Here is an 18,770-nt window from a genome sequence, read left to right on the forward strand (position 1 = left end):
GAACATCAATTCATATGAGTCATCAACCCAGACTGGCCGCAGTATGCTCTTTTCCCTACTCACTCGGCTTTTGCTCTGGCTGCTGATTGCAGTCATTGCTTACGCGATTCTCCTGCAATGGATTCCTAAAAAGTATTATACCTGGTTGGGCGGAATCCTGATTTTCACCCTGATTATCTTGACCTTTTTCAATCCCAGTACAGTGGTGGTAGCAGACATTTGGAGGTTATTGGTTTTTCCTCTTACCCCCCTGGGCCTGTCTATCATCCTGATTTTATCGGGGATGCTGCACTTCAAAGGCAAGGAAATCGCGAAACCGGGGAAAACATTGTTGTGGGTTGGGTTGGCTATTTTGGTTATCTTTAGTCTACCTGTAGTCGCTGATACGTTGGCCCATCAAGCCGAATCGGAATCCGTGATAGCTACGAAACAACGGTATCTAAACTGTCAAGCCGCTTGTCCTGTGCCCTTAACTGAACAAGCTCGGCTGATTGTTCTTCTCGGTCAAAATACAACGGAAGCAGTAACCACAGAACATCATCGTCATGTGCAGTTAAGCGATCGCGGTAACCTCATTTTTCATACCCTAGAAATATTTTGGGCCTCCGTTTCCCGAAATCAAGACCCCCAAATCATTGTTACCGGACGGTCTAGGGTAGAGAGTTTCACCACCACCGAACCCCCGAACGAAGCCCAAGATATTGTCAATGTACTTCAGCGTTTTGGCATCCATAATTCTAACCTGCAACCCATTTCTCAAGGGGATAATATGTATCGCGCTGCCTTACAAGTCCAAAAAATCATGGAGGTGCAAGGATTACAAAAAACGCCCATTATTCTAGTGACCTCAGCTCTACAAATGCATCGGGCCGAACTCACCTTTTCTCAACTGGGAATGACCGTTATTCCTAGCCCGACTGATTTTATTACCCGTCAAGATTTATCGATTTTGAAAAAAATAACCTTAGAAGATCTTATTCCTAGTTCCCAAGCCCTGACCTTAAGCACCCAAGTCACCAATGAATATTTGGCGACAATTTATTATTTTTTACGCGGCTGGTTGTCACCTTTTAAATAAAGGGAATCAACCCTCTGATATCAATTCCGTTGGCTCAGTTATAGCAGTTTTCGCTGTTATGTGGGACATCTTGATCCCCCTTTCATGTCCGCTTGCGGAAAATCCCCCTTAAAAAGGGGACTTTCCTATTCCCCCTTTTTTAAGGGGGGCAAGGGGGGATCTTTTCCTACTGTCCACCGATACAGTTGATGGGTTGACCCGCTCCTTGTTCAGATCATCACCATTAAGAAGCTTCTGATTTGGTCGAAGGCAACTCTAAGCAATATCCAGCCCCATAAACCGTTTTGATATAGCGAGGATGACGGGGATCGGGTTCTAATTTGGTTCTCAGATGGCGAACGTGAACCCGAATGGTTTCAATATCATCATCAGGATCGTATCCCCAGACCTCTTTGAGAATTTCACTCGGAGAAACAGTTTGGCCATGGCGCTGGAGAAGACAGTGGAGTAACTCAAATTCCAAATGGGTGAGTTTAACCGTAGTGTCAAACCAAATGACCTCAAAGCGCTCTGGAATCAGAGTTAGGGGGCCATAATTGAGAATTTCAGTGTGTTTAGCTGCTTGGGGAATGCGATCGGTGCGTCGCAGGAGGGCCCGCACCCGTGCCAACATCTCCTCAATTTCAAAGGGTTTGGTGAGATAATCATCTGCACCAGCATTAAAACCTTCTACTTTGTCTTGAGTTTGGTTCAGGGCCGTTAACATCAAGATGGGGATATCGGCGGTGCGATCGTCTCGACGCAAACGTTGACATACAGTAAAGCCATCAACTTTAGGCAGCATCAAGTCCAGTACAATCATATCTGGAAGCAATTGAATCGCCAGAGCTTGGCCTTTTATGCCATCGGGCGCTTGACTGACATCATAGCCAGCCATTTCCAGGTTGACGGCAACTAATTCTGAGATTGCGGGATCGTCATCAATGACTAATATCCGGGGCATTGCTAAGGTTAGGTTTCTAAAGTGGGCAGTTGACTCTCTCCCCCATCAAGCGAGGAGAGGCAACAAAGGGGTCTGTAATCATGGAAATCTTAGCTTAAGTTGTTGCCATTTTAAGCTGCACTCAGAAATAGGTGAGTTTTCTAAGATAATTTCCTTACAGATTATACGCAATTGTGGTCATGGGTACAGCCGAATGGCAAAGGAAAGTCCAAACTAGAAGGGGTAGCCCTTAAGGGAGGTAACGGTTGTATGGGTTAAGACTCTAGGAGATAAAGCGCTATAATCACCCATTGGGAAAAGGAGGCGATCGCCTCCCTAAAATTCTAGGGCTAACCGATTCTCATGACGTTGGCAGCCAGATTGAAGTATGATTTACGGCAAGTCAGGAGTGAAGCATTTTCTCCCTTGCCTATTCTTGGTTCCTTGAAAACAAGTCCACGCCAACCACAATGAAAAACAATATCTTTGATGCTCCACCAGGGTTTACACCAAAAGGACAGAGGGTCGATCCGATGGATGATATTTTTCAGCAAGCTCGCCAGGGTAGCGTTGCCGCTATTATTCAGGTGTTGAATGAAAAACTAGCTAACTCAGGGATTCGCACTAGGGCTGTTCTAGACCGAGGAATTCTCCAACTGTTATGTGAAGCCGAACAAGAGCGTCAATTGGAACAAACCCCCTTGGTGGAGAAGGTAACAAGTATTCTAGAGGCGATCGCCCCTCGGAATATTCGGCGCGTGAATATTAATAGTCGCCTGGTGCGCGAGCAACAACTGTTGTGGTTGGAAGAAATTCAGCAAGATCCAGAAGGTCAATTGCTCTGGTCAGAATTAATTGTGCTGAAAAAGCCGGGCTTATTACAACAATGGTCGAATAACCAACAAGCTCAATCCCCTCGCAAGCGCAAGACTCCCCTACCCAACTATACGCCCTCCCAGTTAACACGAGAGCAGCGTCAATTCCGTCGAGGCATTATTGGCGGTGCGATTTTCAGTACCGTCTTGGTTTTAGCTGGGTTAGGGGTCATGTCTTGGTGGCGTACCCCCAATGATTCTAATGCCCAAAACCAACCTGTCGTAGAAACGAACTCTCCTGCATCCCCTGATACGAACGCCCCTGAAACGCCTAATTCTGCGCCTTCTAGCCCTGCGGCCGATTCCTTTGCCCAAGCTGTACGTCTGGCCCAAGCTGCGGCGAATGAAGGACTGACGGCGCAAACGGAGCAGGAATGGTTAGCGTTAGCCCAAAAATGGCAAGAAGCCAGTGATTTAATGGCTCAAGTGAGCGCTTCTGACGATCGCTATCAGATCGCCCAAGACCGAACCGTGCGCTATCAAGAAAATAGCCAAGCGGCTCAAAGAGAGGCAGAAAAATTGCGTTAATGGGTAATGGGGAATGGGTCTCCTCCCTATCCCCCATAACAGCGCTTCGCGCTGTATTAATTCAACCACTCTCCCTGCAAGGTAAACCCCGCCCAATAATAGGGTTGCCACCATTGGGTGGTTTCCCACATTTTTAACTGGGCTTCCCGCAAGGCCTGACTGGGAGATTTTCCTTCTGTTAATAAGGTCTGGTAAAAATCAATCATTAATTTGGCGGTGGCTTGGTCATCGACGCTCCACAAACTGACCACTAAACGGGGCGATCCTGCATACATAAATCCTCGTGTTAAGCCGATTAACCCTTCTCCTTTTATATTTTGTCCCAATCCGGTTTCGCAGGCACTTAAAACGACCAATTCACTGGGTAAATTTAAGTTGAAAATCTCATGAAGCCTTAAGAAGCCATTCAGGGGTTCGCCATCAGAATTGACTAAGGAAAAGACTAACCCAGAGAGGGCAGGGTTGGTGCTATTCATTAAGCCATGGGTGGCAAAGTGAATAATCTGATATTGGGAGAGGTCGTTACTGGTGGCTAACTCGCGACTGGCGCTAAATCCAAAGCCTTCGAGACGCTCTGGAGCAGGAACGAGGGCTAAAATGCTTTCGGCTTCCTGGTGGGTGTAGGGGAGGCGGTCAAATAAAACACCGGATTCTTTGGCCGATCGCTCCAAATCTGGCGGTAGGGGTTGGGCTTTTCGGGTGGTATTGCTGCTGACTCGACCATCATTTTGCCCAAACACCGGATCGGCAAGCACGGCTAAGGTTTTGGGGGCGCGGCTGCGTCCTTGGGTTTCTCGTCGCAGGATGGCGACTGTGGAAGCGGAGGGCAGATGAACGAGTTCATGATTAGCAATTAGGGGTTTATATTCCGGGAGACCGGGCACAGCAAGAGCAGCAAAGGGCACATATTGTAAGGCTCCATGGGCGGCGATCGCCAATCGCTTATCTCCTAACTCTTCCGCTACCGGCCCTAAAATCTGCTCACTGAGGTCAAATGCAGTTGCTTCCATTACCTTACGGCGTATCCGTTGGATGGGAATGGTGAGGGCATCCCGAAAGTCACGGGCACTCTGTTCTAGGGTTTCGCGCCCCGGCAATTCATAGCTCTTGATCTCCGTAGAACTAACGAGCCACAGGTGACTGCGTTCTTTGCCCAAAAAGTATTCTAACAGCAGGGTATCCTCGTCTAGAACCTGGGTCTGGATCTCCTCTAGGGTGAGGGGTTGGGGTTGGGTGAGGGCGGCATAGCGGGGACTAGAGACCCGAATTAGGGCTTGTACGGCTCGGTATTGGTCGAGAAGCACTTTAATAGTTTCCTCGATCTCCTCGGCTTCCCGTTGAGTATGGGAGCGACTGAGGATCTGTATCCGGCGCTCTTCCTGAAGGCTCAGTTGCTGTTGCAGGCTTTTTTTCTGCTCTAGGAGGCTGGGGTTAACTCCGGCACTTACGTCCCCCTGAGCTTCAGCGAGAATATCTAACAATGATCTGGCTCTAGCCTGTTCGCTCACTTGCAAGGCTTGAGCATCATAGCCCTTTTGGGGAGACTCTTGGTGCATTTGCATCAGGAGATCGATGTAAAATTCGTAATAGTCCTGTTTGGAGGCAAAAAAGCTGGTGCGTAGCTCTTGACTGGCAACGGCGATCCGCATATCTTCAATAATGGCGATCGCCGGTTTCAACGTCTCCAGTGCCTCTTCTAACTTCCCTTGTTTCTGCTGCACTTGGGCGATACGATATAGACTGAGGGCTTCTTTGGGGCGATCGCCAATTTCTTGCCGAATGCTTAGAGCTTGTTGATAATACTCTAGGGCTGTTTCTGGTTTTCCCTGGTTCGCATGAACATAGCCCAGGTTATTTAGGGTACTCGCCTTTCCTTTGCGATCGCCCACTTGTTCCCATAGGGGTAGCGCTTGCTCATAATAACTCAGGGATTTTTCCCAATTTCCCCGATCCGCATACACATAACCCATATTATTTAGGGTACTCGCTTCACCAGGGCGATCGCCCACTTCTGCCCACAAGGGTAGCGCCCGTTCATAATAGGTGAGTGCTTGTTGGGATAACTCCACTGCATCATAATACAAACCAATATTATTCAACGTCCGCGCCATCCCTAACCGATCTTTAAGAGTGCGATAGGTCACCAGGGCCTGCTCATAGGCTTGTAAAGACTGGTCATAATTCCCCAAATGATCGTAAATAATCCCCATATTATTCAGGGTTGCCGCTTCCCCATAGCCATCTTCCACTTCGCGCCAGAGGGGAAGGGCGCGGTTATAGTAATCTAGGGCTTGCTGATACTGACCGAGGCGATCGTAAACCACACCCATATTATTAAACGTATAGGCCTCTCCTCCAATATCCTCAACCTGTTGATAGTGCGGTAGTGCCTGACGATAGGCCTCAAGCGCCCGATCCATATCCGCCTGAATTTGATAAATTAAACCCATTTGGTTCAAACTATCCGCCATTCCCACCGGATCGGCACTTTGCTCATAAAAGTCTAAAGCCTCTTGCACATAGTCTAAAGACGGTTCTAATTGTCCTAAATTTTTATAGACAATACCCAAAAGTAAACCACTCAGTGCCGATCGCTGTACCTGGCCCTGTTCCTGATACAATTGGTAAGCCGTTTTCAGTAAGGGAATCGCTTGCTCGAATCCTCCTGCTGTTCCTTGTTGATACCATTCTAGGGCCTGTTGAAAAATAGAGTCCGGAGAATCTGCATCAACAGTTTTGGCCATGGGTTGAGACCCTGATAAAAGGGTAATCCGGTCAGAGGGCTGTAAATTGTGGGTAGACTCGACGGGGAAAGACGGCTTCCCCATCGCTCCTCCAAGGCTGAATAAAACCAGCCCTATCAGGAAGAAGCGACAATCGATTTGCAATAAGGGGACAAAGGGCGATCGCCAATTCATATTTAGTTCTTGCAATCTTACAGGGAAAAATAATCCTGATTGGCATCAGGACGACTGAACAAGCAAACAAAAATTGAAAACACCCTATTAAAAATGAAGCTGTTTGATTCCTATATTCCTCAAATGTTTCCTACCCTGTTCCGAGTAGGACTATTTTTGAGTCTTCTAAGTTCTAGTTTTTGGACTCAACACAGCTCGGCGAGTTCCGCAGAACCGCCCGATCTGGTATCTGTAACGCTGCACCCTGAAGCTACTGTTGAGTATAACCAAGATTTACCGGGAATAGGAGAATCTTTAAGTTTACAGGTGGCGCAAGCGCCCAGAGTGCGATCGGTTACGGTGGAAGAAATTAAGGGCACGGTTTTGTTTAATGGTCGCCCTGCTCGTGTGGGCGATCGATTGCTCAATGCTGAGGATGAGATTATTACCGGGAAGCATTCAACAGCGAGATTAAGAATTGATAATCAAATTGGTTTGGTAGAATTAGCGCCGCAAACCACCTTTCAAGTGGATACTCTGGAAGGGGGAAATCGGCCGATTACCGGCTTTTATATTGGCATTGGCCGAGCCAGATTTTCGATCGCCGCATGGGTGAGTAACCCAGAGCGTCTATTGGGACAAACCGAGGAGCAGATCGCCCGATTAAAGAATCTGGATATTGCCCAATCCAATTCTACGGAGGATGCTCCAGTGCGGGTGCGGACTCCGGCCGGGGTTGCAGGGGTGCGAGGTACGTCTTTTGGGGTGAATGTGGGCCCAGATGGCAAAACGGCGATTTCCACGATTAAGGGTCAGGTGGGAGTGTTCAGTCAAGGCCGAGAAGAGTTGGTGAATCCGGGATATTATTCGGTGATTAATCCGGAGCAACCACCAACCCTCGAAGAAATTACGCCATCTTTATCTGAATTGAGGGTGCGGAGTATTTCACCAATGGGTAATGGGGCTATAATTCTCGCCCAAGCCGATCCGATGGATATTGTGTATGTGAATAACCGGGAAGTACGCACCGATGCTCAAGGTAAGTTTAGGGTTCGGGTGCGTTCTGGCGATCGCGTGCGGATTGTTCTGCGGGGCCCTTCGGTGCGCGAACGACGTTATATTTTGAATGTGGATGTTAGAGATTAACTTAAACCATAAATTTTAACTGTTCGGCGGCGATTTTCAGTTGCTCCGTACCCGATTTCAGTTGACTAATGCCATCGGTGCTAATTTTAGCGGCTGTATTGAGTTCGTTAATCGCTTGCAAGATTTGGGCGATCGCCTGTTGCTGTTGTTGGGTACTTAAGGAGGTTTCTTGATTATTGACAAAGACTTCCTGAATTGATTGAGTAACCCCCAAAAATGACTCCGCCGTGTTTTTCAGGGTTTTAGTGCTATTTTGCACGGTTACCTTACCGCGATCGGCGATCGTCACCGTATCCCCGATCGCCCCTTGAATTTCATTGACCAAATGATTGATTTTCACGGCTGATTCTCGACTTTCATCAGCGAGTTTACGGATTTCTGCCGCCACGACACCAAACCCACTCCCATATTCCCCAGCTCGCACCGCTTCGACTGCCGCATTGAGAGCTAACATATTGGTTTGGTTGCCTAAATTACTCACCAATTCCGAAATACTGGCAATTTCTTGGGCATATTGGCTCAGTTCTCCAATTTTTGTGGCCATCCCATTGACTTGTTGGTTTAAAGTATTGATGTCCTCCAGGGTATGTTCTGCGGCTTGATTACCCGCTTGGCTCAGTTCCAGCGCATTGGTGGCATTACTCACGGTTGATTCGGCCTGTTGTGCAGATTTTTTGGCTGTTTGACTGAGTTCATCAATGGACATCTTCGTTTGATTTACAGAAACAGCCTGTTGACTGATAATTCTTTCCTGTTCTTGGGCAATGGAGTCGATTTCAGTAGAGGATAGAGCAATAACATCGATCACCTCTTGCAACGCAGCCGTAATCCCTCGGCGAATAATGATAAACCCTGCGGGAGATCCCACCAAGATAGCTACGATTAGGAGAGGGATAAAAACTAATAGGGTTTCTCTGTAAATATTCTCAGCAATTTGCCGTTCTTGACCGGCGACTTGAAGTTGTAATTCGGTTAACCGATCGATCCGTTGTGTAATCGGATCGATCGCCAGATACAGGTCTCCATCCAGACGATCTAATGTGGGGCGATCGCCCGATCTTAGAACTTGTTCTAAATTTTTGATCTCTGGGTTTGCTTGAATAAATAGACGTTGAATTTCCTGCACTAAAGTTTCTTCTTCACGGGTTAAATCTGTTTGGATATAAGCTTGCCAATTTCTTTCAATTTCTACTTGCGCTTTTTGCACAGAAACTAAAGCTTGCATTAAGGATATTTGGTTCGCATTGGCTTTATTTACTGCATCAATAATGTGGATGGCATACTCATCTGAGACTCGTTTTAATTGCGATAAGGGAACCACTCGATCGTCATAGATGGTTTGAATCTGATAATTAATCCGATTAAAAGAATAAATAGCATAAAATCCAACTATGCATAAAGTCACTAAGGGAAGACCAAACCCTAAGTATAGCTTTTCGCTCAGTTTCACGACGGAACCTCCTATGGGATAGGGTGACGCTACGCGCTCCGGTCAGTTTTGAGAAGCTTGTTTCTGAGAAGGGGGTATATGAATACGATAAAAAGCATCAATACTGATGCAACCGTTAAAACACGGAATATTCGATCTTGATTCCAACGGAAAAATACGTTAAATAACTGAATTTTGTAGTCCTCTCAATTATAGCCTAGATTGATGGAGAGGAACTAAAAAAAACTTTAATTTTGTTTGTAATTTAAAGGATCACAAAAGGATTCAATACCAGATTTCAAGACATACAAAACCACGGGAGTAACTAGAAGAGGAGGACAGACTTGTGCCGCTTTCAGGGTGCTAACGACAGCCGTGAGTTGTCCTTGCTGAAAATAGCTCTGACAGGGATCTTGGCATAAAATAACCCGACAGCGTTTGGCGACTCCAGATAACCAGTCGGTGCGATCGGGTTGTTGTCCGGCTTGAATGCCAAGGGAGAGGGCTGCATCTTCGAGATCTCCTTCACAGTCTTCAATTTGGTCTAAGGCTTCTAGGGCTTCCGGCTCGGCGGCTAACTCCGTGCGATAATGGGCGATCTCTTGGGAAGAAAGGACAATCGTCATAAGAATCTGGCAGTGGAGAACGGGAATAATGGTAACATCAGGTAAGCCATTATGCTCTTTGAAGACCTGCCAGCGCCGAGAATGGATATGTTGACTGACCTTGAACAACAATTAGCTGACCTCAAACAAGCCGCAGTGGAGGCGATCGCCTCTTGCGAGGATCTCCAGAAGCTTGAGGAACTGCGGGTGACTTATCTGGGCAAAAAAGGTCAGTTACCTAAAGTATTGGGCGGAATGGGGAAATTAGACCCCGGCGATCGCCCCCGCATCGGTGCAGTCGCGAACGAGGTAAAGACGGCCCTGTTTGCGGCGATCGAGGGCAAAAAGAGCGCCTTACAACAGGCGGAAATTGAAGCCAAACTTGAAGCCGAAACTCTGGATGTGACTATGCCTGGGGTCTATCGTCCCCAAGGACGCACTCATCCGTTGAATAGTACGTTTGATCGGGCGATCGATATCTTTGTCGGCCTCGGCTATACCATTGCCGCCGGCCCAGAAATGGAAACCGACTACTATAATTTTGAAGCCCTCAATACTCCCCCCGACCATCCCGCTAGAGATATGCAAGATACTTTCTATCTCCCCGATGGTAATCTCCTCCGCACCCATACCTCCTCAGTGCAAATTCGCTACATGGAGAAGAATGACCCCCCCATCCGCATTGTGGCTCCCGGACGCTGCTATCGTCGCGATACTGTCGATGCTACCCATGCGGCGGTTTTCCACCAAATGGAGTTGCTGGCAGTGGATGAAGGTCTCACGTTTACAGACTTGAAAGGCACAGTTAAAGAATTTCTCACCCAAATGTTTGGGGAGGTGGATATCCGCTTTCGAGCCAGTTATTTCCCCTTTACGGAACCCTCCGCAGAAGTGGATGTGCAATGGAATGGCAAATGGTTGGAGGTCTTAGGCTGCGGCATGGTAGACCCGAATGTATTAAAAGCGGTAGGCTACGATCCAGAAATTTATACCGGGTTTGCGGCGGGGTTTGGGATTGAACGCTTTGCCATGGTATTGCATCAAATTGACGATATTCGCCGATTTTACAGCAGCGATCTGAGGTTTTTACGCCAGTTTTAAGGAGTGGAGGAGCCAAGGAACCGATGACTAGCCTATTGATCAAAATGGCTAGAATTTGGTAATCTGGCTATGGTGGATGACTCCGATCTGTCCACAGGCATCCGTATAATACCACCCTCCACCATCAGACCCATAAATATTGATTTCCCTGCGATCGCTCACCGAACACAAAATATCTCCATTGGGCGAGACTCTAACATTTGAGGGAGGATCGAAAACAAGCGCTTGACGACTCCTAGGAACATTGGTTTCCTCAATGCGATAACTGCAAACAATTTCTAGCATTCTCTGGGTGGCTTCCGACTGAGGACGGTTCACTTGTCGCTCTGGAAATGAGACCCAATGCCCTTGAACGCAGTTTGCTTGACTCACTACTTTGTCATTGCCCAAGAAATAGACAAAATCCACACTTTCAGGACTCGCTGGAGCAATGGAACAGAGATCGACATTGATACTTTGTCCCCCCACTGCCGTCCCTGCGAAATAGTTACAAGTTTGCGCTAAACTTGGCTTACTCTCTAGGGTGAAGAGAGAGGCGAATAGGGTACAGCTAAGACTGAAGAGTAAAGTGATTTTTTTCATGGTTCTAACCCTCTATTAGCCATGATGATATCATTTGTAGGGGCGAGCGGCCGGAAAGCCCCTACTACAGATACGGGTATTCTAGACAGGTTGTGTGTGTATTGTCGTGTCTCAACCTTAATCGAATTGACTATACCCTGGTCGGGGGGGGTTCAGGCGATCGATAAAAAAATTCCTCCAGACTCTAGCCAATTTTGTAAACATTTGTTAAGATAGTTATCATAAACAAACACAGGAGTCCGAAAAAATGCCATATACCACAGAAGAAGGCGGCCGTCTCAACAACTTTGCTAGAGAGCCGAAAGTATATCAAGCAGAACCTCCAACCCAATCTCAAAAAACCCAATACGCAATTATGGGTGGTATCGCCGCAGTATTCGTAGGACTTCTCTTCTTTATTTCCTTTGCTGTTAGCTAGTGTCAAACAACCCTCAAGTTGGGTCGTCGTAACTCTCTCTCCTCTCTCCCCTCTAGATAGTATTCTGGAGGGGTTATTGTTGTTTCTATTCCCTAGTCTATTCTAAATACTCCCTGAAACCCATGACTCCAGCGATTCTGATTCAAAATCTCAAAAAACGGTATGGCAACATTGATGCGGTGAAAGATGTATCCCTAGATGTTCAACCGGGGGAAATCTTCGGTTTACTAGGGCCCAATGGAGCCGGAAAAACAACGACTTTGCGGTGTTTATGTACACTTAGCACTCCCGATGGTGGAACAGTGGAAGTGGCGGGAATTTCGGTGGTCGATTATCCGAAAGCCACGCGACAACTCTTAGGGTATGTAGCCCAGGAAGTGGCTCTAGATAAGGTGTTAACGGGTCGAGAATTATTGAACCTGCAAGCTTCTCTCTATCATATTCCTCGGAAGGAAATTGGCGATCGCGTCCAAGAGATGATTAACCGCTTGGGTATTCAAGAGTACGCCGATCAGAAAACGGGAACCTATTCGGGGGGAATTCGCAAACGTTTAGATTTGGCGGCCGGACTGTTGCACCAACCCAAGGTATTGGTGTTAGATGAACCCACTGTGGGCTTAGATATTGAAAGTCGGGTGGTGGTGTGGGACTTCCTGCGGGAGCTGCGAGCGTCGGGAACGACGGTTTTAATCACCAGCCATTACCTGGAAGAAGTGGATGTTTTAGCCGATCGCGTGGCGATTATTGACCAAGGTAAGGTGATTGCTTGCGGAACTCCTTCAGACCTGAAAACCGAAGTAGGGGGCGATCGCATTACCCTGCGAATTCGGGAATTTTGCCCCCCCGATGAAGCCGAACAAGCCAAAAGCCTCCTGCAAGCATTACCCAGCGTTCAAGAGGTGATTATCAACAGCGCTCAGGGCAATTCCTTGAACTTAGTGGTCAACAGCGATCCGACGGCTACCCAATCCACCGTATTAATTGACGTGCAACACGCCTTAAATCAAGCGGGATTACCTGTCTTTAGTATTGCCCAATCTCGACCCAGTTTAGATGATGTTTACCTCGCGGCGACCGGACGCACCCTCATGGATGCGGAACTGGCCGCAGCAGGTACGCGCGATTTGAAGAAAGAACGCAAACAAAATATGCGTTAATCTCAAATCGTAGAGACCCTTTAAAACTGTGGATTCTGAACCGAAATAAACCTATGACTGTTACATCCCCTCAATCGAATCTTGACTTGGATCTAACGACCCTGAAAGAACGTTCCCAATTCTCCTTGGGCGAACTGATACAAGAAACCCTAGCTCTGACTCAGCGCCTGTTTATCCAACTCCAGCGCCGTCCGGCAACCCTAATTGCTGGGGTGATTCAGCCTCTGATGTGGTTAGTCCTCTTTGGGGCGCTATTTCAAAATGCTCCCGAAGGATTTTTAGGCGATCGCCTCAACTATGGGCAATTCCTAGGCGCAGGAGTGATCGTCTTTACCGCCTTCTCCGGGGCCCTCAATGCCGGACTTCCCGTCATGTTTGACCGCGAGTTTGGCTTTCTCAACCGTCTGCTCGTCGCTCCCCTCAGCTCTCGCTACTCCATTGTCCTCGCCAGTGCCATCTATATCGTCACCCTCGCCCTCATTCAAACGGCTGCGATCATGATTGCCGGGATCTTTCTGGGGGCAGGATTTCCCAGTCTCCCTGGACTCGCTCTCATTACCCTGATTATTCTCCTGTTGGTTTTAGGGGTAACTGGAGTCAGTTTAGGCCTGAGCTTTGCCCTTCCTGGCCATATCGAACTGATCGCCGTCATTTTCGTGGTTAACTTGCCCCTCCTGTTTGCCAGTAGCGCCCTGGCTCCCCTCTCCTTTATGCCCCAGTGGTTACAAATTGTCTCTAGTCTCAATCCCCTCAGTTATGCCATTGAGCCGATTCGCTATCTTTATACTCATTCCGATTGGGGATTGGGTAGTATGGTAATGGCTGCTCCCTGGGGTGATATTTCCCTCGGAGGGTGTTTAGTGGTGCTATTGATCGTGGATGCGATCGCCCTCCTCGGAATTCAACCCCTACTGCGTCGTCGTTTATCCTAGTTCCTGATTTTCCAGAGGTTCCATGTTTAGCAAACCCTTAAACTACACCTTGTTTACCCTACTCACCGGCCTAGGGTTAGGCCTGTGGACTCAAGCCACTTTTGCCCAAACCACCATCGATCCCCTAGAAGAGATTCAAAGTCAAGATGGGAGTTCTGGTGTTTTCTCAAGTCAGGGCGGAAATAGCCAGTTTTTTGACTTAATGCACAACCTACAACGGGGAAATAATCTTAGAAACCCCGAACAATTCAGCATCGACCAACAACAAAACCTCGATGATGCTGCCGCTAAATTCCGCCAACAGCAACTCGAACGACTCAACAACAGCTCTGAGTCTATCCAACCCCCGGAAGAACCAACTCCATAATTTCTATACTTCTGTTTCAGAAGTGCTAGTTTTTCCCCTAGGTGCGCTACTCTAAGCTAACGCACCTTTGTTTTTCTTATTGCCTATTGCCCATTACAATCAAGCCTATTGCCTGTTCCCTATGGTAATTGTGACTGAAGTCTTGCCAATGATCAAACTCTGCTCTAGTCTCAAGTAGGTCTGAACATTAGCGCAATAGGCTAACCTGGTTAGTGACGATCACTTAACCCTCCTCACCCAGACCCTTGAATCTGAATTGAGATTGAGACAATTATGCAAAGTAAAGAACCTGAAAAAACTCCAACTCCAGCTCCGACTCCCACCCCAGCTCCGGTATCGGCCCCTGCTCCGACTCCTAAAGCTGAGTTGATCGAGTCTCCTGCGTCCTCTCCGGTGATGTCTTCTTCCTCTGGACAAGACACCGTTAACCAAGTGCTGACGATTCTCTCTCGGTTAACGGACTATGTAGGTGAATTTTTTGTTACCTATCAAAAACCCTTAATCAACGTAGCCCTAGTCATCACTGCTTTGGTCGCTGTTTACCTCACCTTGGCAGTCTTGGATGCGGTGAATCATATCCCCCTTCTGGGCTTTATCCTTGCCCCTCTGTTTGAATTGGTGGGAATTATCTATGCTGCTTGGTTTGTTTGGCGCTATATGCTCAAAGCCTCGACTCGTCAAGAACTCTACAAAGATATTTCCGGTTTAACCTCTCAGGTAACGGGGGGGCAAAAAGCCGATTCATAAATCCGGGTGGCGATCGGATATTCTGCGATCGGGTGGTTGATGCCACCCGATATTTTTTTTGTTTTTATAGCGTTTGCCTTTGGGAATCGGTAATATAACTCTGGAAATTGTCAGTGAGTGCAGCGATCTATTTGAGTAAACCTGGAGTTAATCAATCATGGAAGTGAACCCGGACAACGAGCGTCAAGTTCAGCGAGGAGCATCGAAAGTATTCGGCATTGGATTGACTCGTACAGGAACCAAAAGTCTCACGTATGCTCTCTATCGGTTGGGGATGCGTACTGTTCATTTTCCTGACGATCCAACCACTTTACAGGAGTTAATGTCTGGAACTTATAATTTTTCTGTGCTTTCTCAATGGGATGGGATTACGGATATTACGGTGTCAGCTTATTATCCCCATCTCGATCGCCTCTATCCCAACAGTAAGTTTATCCTCACGGTTCGCAACAAGCAAGAGTGGCTAGACTCTCTAGAACCCTATTGGCGAGAGCGGGCTGCCTTTAGTGACTCACCGGTTGAATCTCCTGAACGGGAGGTGCAGATGAAACTGAGACGATTTTTAAGAGCCACGGTTTATGGCTGCTATGACTTCAACCGCGATCGCCTCTCCTATGTTTACGATCTACACTATCAAAATGTGGTGAACTATTTTCGCGATCGCCCCCAATCCCTACTCATCTTAGATATCTGCGGTGGAGAAGGATGGGAGAAACTCTGTACCTTTTTCAATCAACCTCTCATTTCTGAACCGTTTCCTAAAGTTCTGCAAGAGAAAATCGTCAAAGATTTGGTCGATTATCCCTCCCCAATTCCTCCACCCAGAGTCATGTCCGCCATAGCAGAACCCACGGCTTGACTTAAAGGATTAATCAAACAGTGCCAGTCCTAGATCTCTCAAGAAAGGGTTAAAAAATTCTTTAAATCGTTTGCGATTGAGTTCAAACAGGGTTTGTTGAATGGAGACCCACCACTTGGGTTGAAAATAATACCGCCACCGAGATAGAGCCACCACTCTGGCCATACCCGGATATTCTCCGAGGAGCGATCGAATCGTTTCTTCTAAAATCGGTTGCTCGTATAACATGGGATAAGGCCAAGTATGATGGAGAAAATAGGGAAGATTGTTGGGGTCGAGGGGTCGAGCTTTCACCCAAAAATTATAGCTCTCATCCAAAAGATCGTACTCTAATCCCATTTTGATAATCGCCACAGCTAAACTAACCTGTTCCCGAAAATAAGGATTATCCCTCATCGCTCCAGAAGAATTGATTCTATGGAAGCACTCAAACCATTCTTGAGCTAAGATCGGCCCTAATTCAGACTTAACCCCAATAAAACCAGAATTGAAATAGGGCGGTTGCATTTCACCACTAAATAAAGTTTCAATTTCAGTAGTGGGTACAGATAAGTTTACAGCCGCATAAATCGCGTTCCAATTTCTTCCCGTCGCTCGAAAAGTTGAAGCCACATTGATCGGAATTGAGAAGCGCTCATCTCCATAAAATTTTCGTAAACAGAGCATATCCGAATCCAAAAAGACAAGCTGATCCATTGCCGTCGGAATCTGAAGGCAGTAAATTTTATTCGTCAGCAGGTCGCCGAGCGTATTGCCTGGAATATAGTTTTCAAAATAAACAATCCGAACCCCCATTTCTTCTAGCAATGCCAAAGTTCTCGGCTGGGGGATGCCCCATTTATCAAAGGGAGTGGGTAAGGCAGCAATCAACTCATATTCACATTGAATAAATCGCTTCAGAGAAGCAGCCAAAAGAAGGGACATCCCTTCAATTTCACCCTGTTGACAAACAAAGACAAAAGCATAACTTTGAACATTTTTTTCCGTTAGATCTGAATGCATCAAGGTAATAATAGCCTTTAAACTTTGGGTTCGGGGTAAACATCCGTTCGTTTGTTGAGATGAGGGAAAGGAACGTCAGGAATCGGAAGTTCTAGAAAAGGACAGAGTTTTTCCCAGCCTTCTCCCTGGGTAATATCGAGTCTGAGTAGATCGTTCGGACGGTTTTGAAAGTAACGATGGACATCTTCATGATATCGATAGTAAGCCGTAATGAATTTTTGCCGATCAAACGTAACAGACTCATACACTAACATCCGTCGTAAAATCGCAATATCAACGGTTGTGGCGGGATATTTGGTGTAGATAAATTCCGCCGATGCTAACCAGGAATCTAAGTCTCGATAGTATAAAACGAACTTAGAGTTAGGATATTTGTAATCCAAATATTTATAATAAATTACACATCCAATATCCGATGCTGCATCAAGTTCGCCTAAGTCCTCAAAGCGAGGATTATGCTTAACCCGCTCATACCCTAAAATTCGTACCGCTTCACAAAATGTGGTTGTACCTGTACGAGGTAAACCAATATTCCAGACTCGGTATTTCCAAGGGGTTTTCTCAGATATTTCTTCTGGCATGATTCCGGAAACTGTCCTGTGTTCTATGACGTTGAATACAGATTATTTAAATTATTTTGGCTATAATACCACAAAAAATCAGGGTGTAAAGCAATAAGATCTTGAAAAAATTAGCACTCAGGTGGGCAGGCTCTGGTTGTAGAATTTGAATAATATTGTGAGTTTTTCATTCCCACCCAAGAGTGACTTATTTAACCGGAGAATGTTTTTAATATCCATACCTACTGCTGCCCTGTAGCCACCAGAAACCCGGTTTCTTGGAGAAACCGGGTTTCTAACCACACCCCAATTCCCTAGATTCAAAGGGATTAACAATATTGAGTTGCTCCGAAACCCTTAACCCATCTTGCATATCTTCAGAATACAAAATATCTGCACCACCGGCTAACGCACTCGCCACAATCAGACTATCCCAAAACGAGAGACTATAACTCATGCGTAAATCAGAAGCAGATTGTAGAATGTCGAGATTAAATTTCACCACTTGACAACGATTATACAGGGATTGAATCACCGCTCTAACTTGAGTTTCATCAAAATTGGCTTTTTTAATTAGATTCACTGAAATCTCATTAATGACCTGGGTACTAATAATCAGATTCGCTTGGTTAGTAATCGCAGTAGCAATCTTGAGCTTTCGTTGTCTTTCCTGAGCTTCTATTCGTTGGTCATCAAAGAACCGATAAAGCCAAACGTTAGTATCAATAAACTTCAAGTCCATTAAACTTCATCCATCGTTAACGGTCATAAATTTCTTCACGGCTCAGGAAACCATCTACTTGAATCGGATGGTCTGTCAAATCATCAATAATATCTCGACTTTTATTGTATTGATAACCAGACAATTTATCCAGTTCATTTTTAGCCTTAAACGCTTCAATAATAGTTTGGATTTGTTGAATTTGTTCTGAATTGAGTCCACTGACATTAATGGTTTTAATCATATTTAGCCTCAAAGATCAGTCGCCAGTAGGGGCGGGTTATACCCAAATCTAGAATACCCACCAATCAATTCCCTAAACCCGCCCCATTCCCTTTATACCCAAATCTAGGATACCCACCAATCAATTCCCTAGGAACCAGAGAAACCCGGTTTCTCCCAGAAACCGGGTTTCTAACCCCCACCGAGCCGTTCCTCATACTCCTCATACACCGCCTCATCCAAGCGCCGCGCCTCTTGCCATAGCTTCTGGGCACGCTCCACCTCTCCATTCTGGGCTAGGGCTAGACCTTGCTGTATCCGCAACTCGGCAATTGACCTATCGCTCCAGACCAACTGCTCGCAGGTGCGAACCGCTTCTAAGGCCATCTCCCGTTCCTCTGAGGGTGGCTCAAGGGGGGCGCGAACCCATGAAGAATGGAGTCGCAATCTATCGCATCCCACCTCTAACCACCCTTGCCACGTTGCCGGCCACACCCGCAGGGTTCTGTCATTGCTGCCAGAAATGATCTTAGAACCATCCGGGGTGATGGCGATGGAGCTGACCTCATCCTGATGACCCTCCAGGACGGCTAAGGACTCTCCTGTGGTGATGTCCCACACC

General features: G+C 46.8%; 19 protein-coding genes and 1 pseudogene. 10 read left to right on the forward strand and 10 right to left on the reverse strand.

Features of this window, described 5'->3' with window-relative positions; genetic code table 11:
• Nucleotides 1–43 precede the first annotated feature (43 nt).
• Entirely contained in the window at nt 44–1,078 is a 1,035-nt protein-coding gene (locus PMG25_RS22370) for a YdcF family protein (RefSeq protein WP_283769118.1), read from the forward strand.
• Nucleotides 1,079–1,301: 223 nt separating this feature from the next.
• Here the strand turns inward: PMG25_RS22370 and PMG25_RS22375 are convergent, their stop codons facing one another.
• Entirely contained in the window at nt 1,302–2,021 is a 720-nt protein-coding gene (locus PMG25_RS22375; RefSeq protein ID WP_283769119.1) for a response regulator transcription factor, read from the reverse strand.
• Between the two features lie 449 nt (nt 2,022–2,470).
• Between PMG25_RS22375 and PMG25_RS22380 the strand changes: the two genes are divergently transcribed.
• Nucleotides 2,471–3,403: a hypothetical protein gene (locus PMG25_RS22380; RefSeq protein WP_283769120.1), complete on the forward strand. Its 933-nt coding sequence runs from the start codon at nt 2,471–2,473 to the stop codon at nt 3,401–3,403.
• A gap of 56 nt (nt 3,404–3,459) precedes the next feature.
• On the opposite strand, the gene PMG25_RS22385 is transcribed toward PMG25_RS22380, so the two are convergent.
• On the reverse strand, nt 3,460–6,231 hold the full coding sequence (locus PMG25_RS22385; RefSeq protein ID WP_283769121.1) for a CHAT domain-containing protein: 2,772 nt from the start codon (nt 6,229–6,231) through the stop codon (nt 3,460–3,462).
• A gap of 183 nt (nt 6,232–6,414) precedes the next feature.
• Between PMG25_RS22385 and PMG25_RS22390 the strand changes: the two genes are divergently transcribed.
• Nucleotides 6,415–7,446, forward strand: a complete 1,032-nt coding sequence (locus PMG25_RS22390; RefSeq protein ID WP_283769122.1) for a FecR family protein — start codon at nt 6,415–6,417, stop codon at nt 7,444–7,446.
• A gap of 1 nt (nt 7,447) precedes the next feature.
• Here PMG25_RS22390 and PMG25_RS22395 read toward each other — a convergent pair whose 3' ends face one another.
• Both PMG25_RS22395 and PMG25_RS22400 read right to left on the reverse strand, forming a co-directional pair.
• The gene (locus tag PMG25_RS22395; RefSeq protein ID WP_283769123.1) at nt 7,448–8,896 is read right to left on the reverse strand and encodes a HAMP domain-containing methyl-accepting chemotaxis protein; all 1,449 of its coding nucleotides are present in this window, start codon (nt 8,894–8,896) and stop codon (nt 7,448–7,450) included.
• A gap of 227 nt (nt 8,897–9,123) precedes the next feature.
• Nucleotides 9,124–9,501, reverse strand: coding sequence for a hypothetical protein (locus tag PMG25_RS22400; RefSeq protein WP_347178917.1), 378 nt, complete (start codon nt 9,499–9,501; stop codon nt 9,124–9,126).
• 87 nt (nt 9,502–9,588) lie between these two features.
• Between PMG25_RS22400 and pheS the strand changes: the two genes are divergently transcribed.
• Complete coding sequence (pheS, locus tag PMG25_RS22405; RefSeq protein ID WP_283769125.1) at nt 9,589–10,581, forward strand: phenylalanine--tRNA ligase subunit alpha; 993 nt, start codon at nt 9,589–9,591, stop codon at nt 10,579–10,581.
• Between the two features lie 48 nt (nt 10,582–10,629).
• Here the strand turns inward: pheS and PMG25_RS22410 are convergent, their stop codons facing one another.
• Complete coding sequence (locus PMG25_RS22410; protein ID WP_283769126.1) at nt 10,630–11,163, reverse strand: hypothetical protein; 534 nt, start codon at nt 11,161–11,163, stop codon at nt 10,630–10,632.
• A gap of 247 nt (nt 11,164–11,410) precedes the next feature.
• Here PMG25_RS22410 and psb34 point away from each other — a divergent pair, with 247 nt between their 5' ends.
• From psb34 to PMG25_RS22440, 6 genes are all read left to right on the forward strand, one after another.
• Nucleotides 11,411–11,581, forward strand: coding sequence for a photosystem II assembly protein Psb34 (gene psb34, locus PMG25_RS22415; RefSeq protein WP_283769127.1), 171 nt, complete (start codon nt 11,411–11,413; stop codon nt 11,579–11,581).
• Between the two features lie 122 nt (nt 11,582–11,703).
• Nucleotides 11,704–12,738, forward strand: coding sequence for an ABC transporter ATP-binding protein (locus PMG25_RS22420; RefSeq protein ID WP_283769128.1), 1,035 nt, complete (start codon nt 11,704–11,706; stop codon nt 12,736–12,738).
• 53 nt (nt 12,739–12,791) lie between these two features.
• On the forward strand, nt 12,792–13,670 hold the full coding sequence (locus PMG25_RS22425) for an ABC transporter permease (RefSeq protein ID WP_283769129.1): 879 nt from the start codon (nt 12,792–12,794) through the stop codon (nt 13,668–13,670).
• A gap of 22 nt (nt 13,671–13,692) precedes the next feature.
• Entirely contained in the window at nt 13,693–14,037 is a 345-nt protein-coding gene (locus PMG25_RS22430; protein WP_283769130.1) for a hypothetical protein, read from the forward strand.
• Between the two features lie 273 nt (nt 14,038–14,310).
• The gene (locus PMG25_RS22435; RefSeq protein WP_283769131.1) at nt 14,311–14,784 is read left to right on the forward strand and encodes a CAAD domain-containing protein; all 474 of its coding nucleotides are present in this window, start codon (nt 14,311–14,313) and stop codon (nt 14,782–14,784) included.
• A gap of 157 nt (nt 14,785–14,941) precedes the next feature.
• Nucleotides 14,942–15,643, forward strand: a complete 702-nt coding sequence (locus tag PMG25_RS22440; RefSeq protein ID WP_283769132.1) for a sulfotransferase family protein — start codon at nt 14,942–14,944, stop codon at nt 15,641–15,643.
• Nucleotides 15,644–15,652: 9 nt separating this feature from the next.
• Here the strand turns inward: PMG25_RS22440 and PMG25_RS22445 are convergent, their stop codons facing one another.
• The 5 genes and pseudogenes from PMG25_RS22445 to PMG25_RS22465 form a co-directional block, all read right to left on the reverse strand.
• Nucleotides 15,653–16,645, reverse strand: a complete 993-nt coding sequence (locus tag PMG25_RS22445) for a glycosyltransferase family protein (protein WP_283769133.1) — start codon at nt 16,643–16,645, stop codon at nt 15,653–15,655.
• 17 nt (nt 16,646–16,662) lie between these two features.
• Nucleotides 16,663–17,226 (reverse strand): sulfotransferase family protein, encoded by a 564-nt coding sequence (locus PMG25_RS22450; protein WP_283769134.1) that lies wholly within the window; start codon nt 17,224–17,226, stop codon nt 16,663–16,665.
• A 274-nt stretch (nt 17,227–17,500) separates the two neighbouring features.
• Nucleotides 17,501–17,947, reverse strand: coding sequence for a PIN domain-containing protein (locus PMG25_RS22455; RefSeq protein WP_283769135.1), 447 nt, complete (start codon nt 17,945–17,947; stop codon nt 17,501–17,503).
• Between the two features lie 16 nt (nt 17,948–17,963).
• Nucleotides 17,964–18,170: a hypothetical protein gene (locus PMG25_RS22460; protein WP_283769136.1), complete on the reverse strand. Its 207-nt coding sequence runs from the start codon at nt 18,168–18,170 to the stop codon at nt 17,964–17,966.
• 170 nt (nt 18,171–18,340) lie between these two features.
• A pseudogene (locus PMG25_RS22465) lies at nt 18,341–18,770 on the reverse strand (hypothetical protein); the annotation flags it as partial.

It is taken from the genome of Roseofilum capinflatum BLCC-M114, assembly GCF_030068505.1.
Taxonomy (GTDB): domain Bacteria; phylum Cyanobacteriota; class Cyanobacteriia; order Cyanobacteriales; family Desertifilaceae; genus Roseofilum; species Roseofilum capinflatum.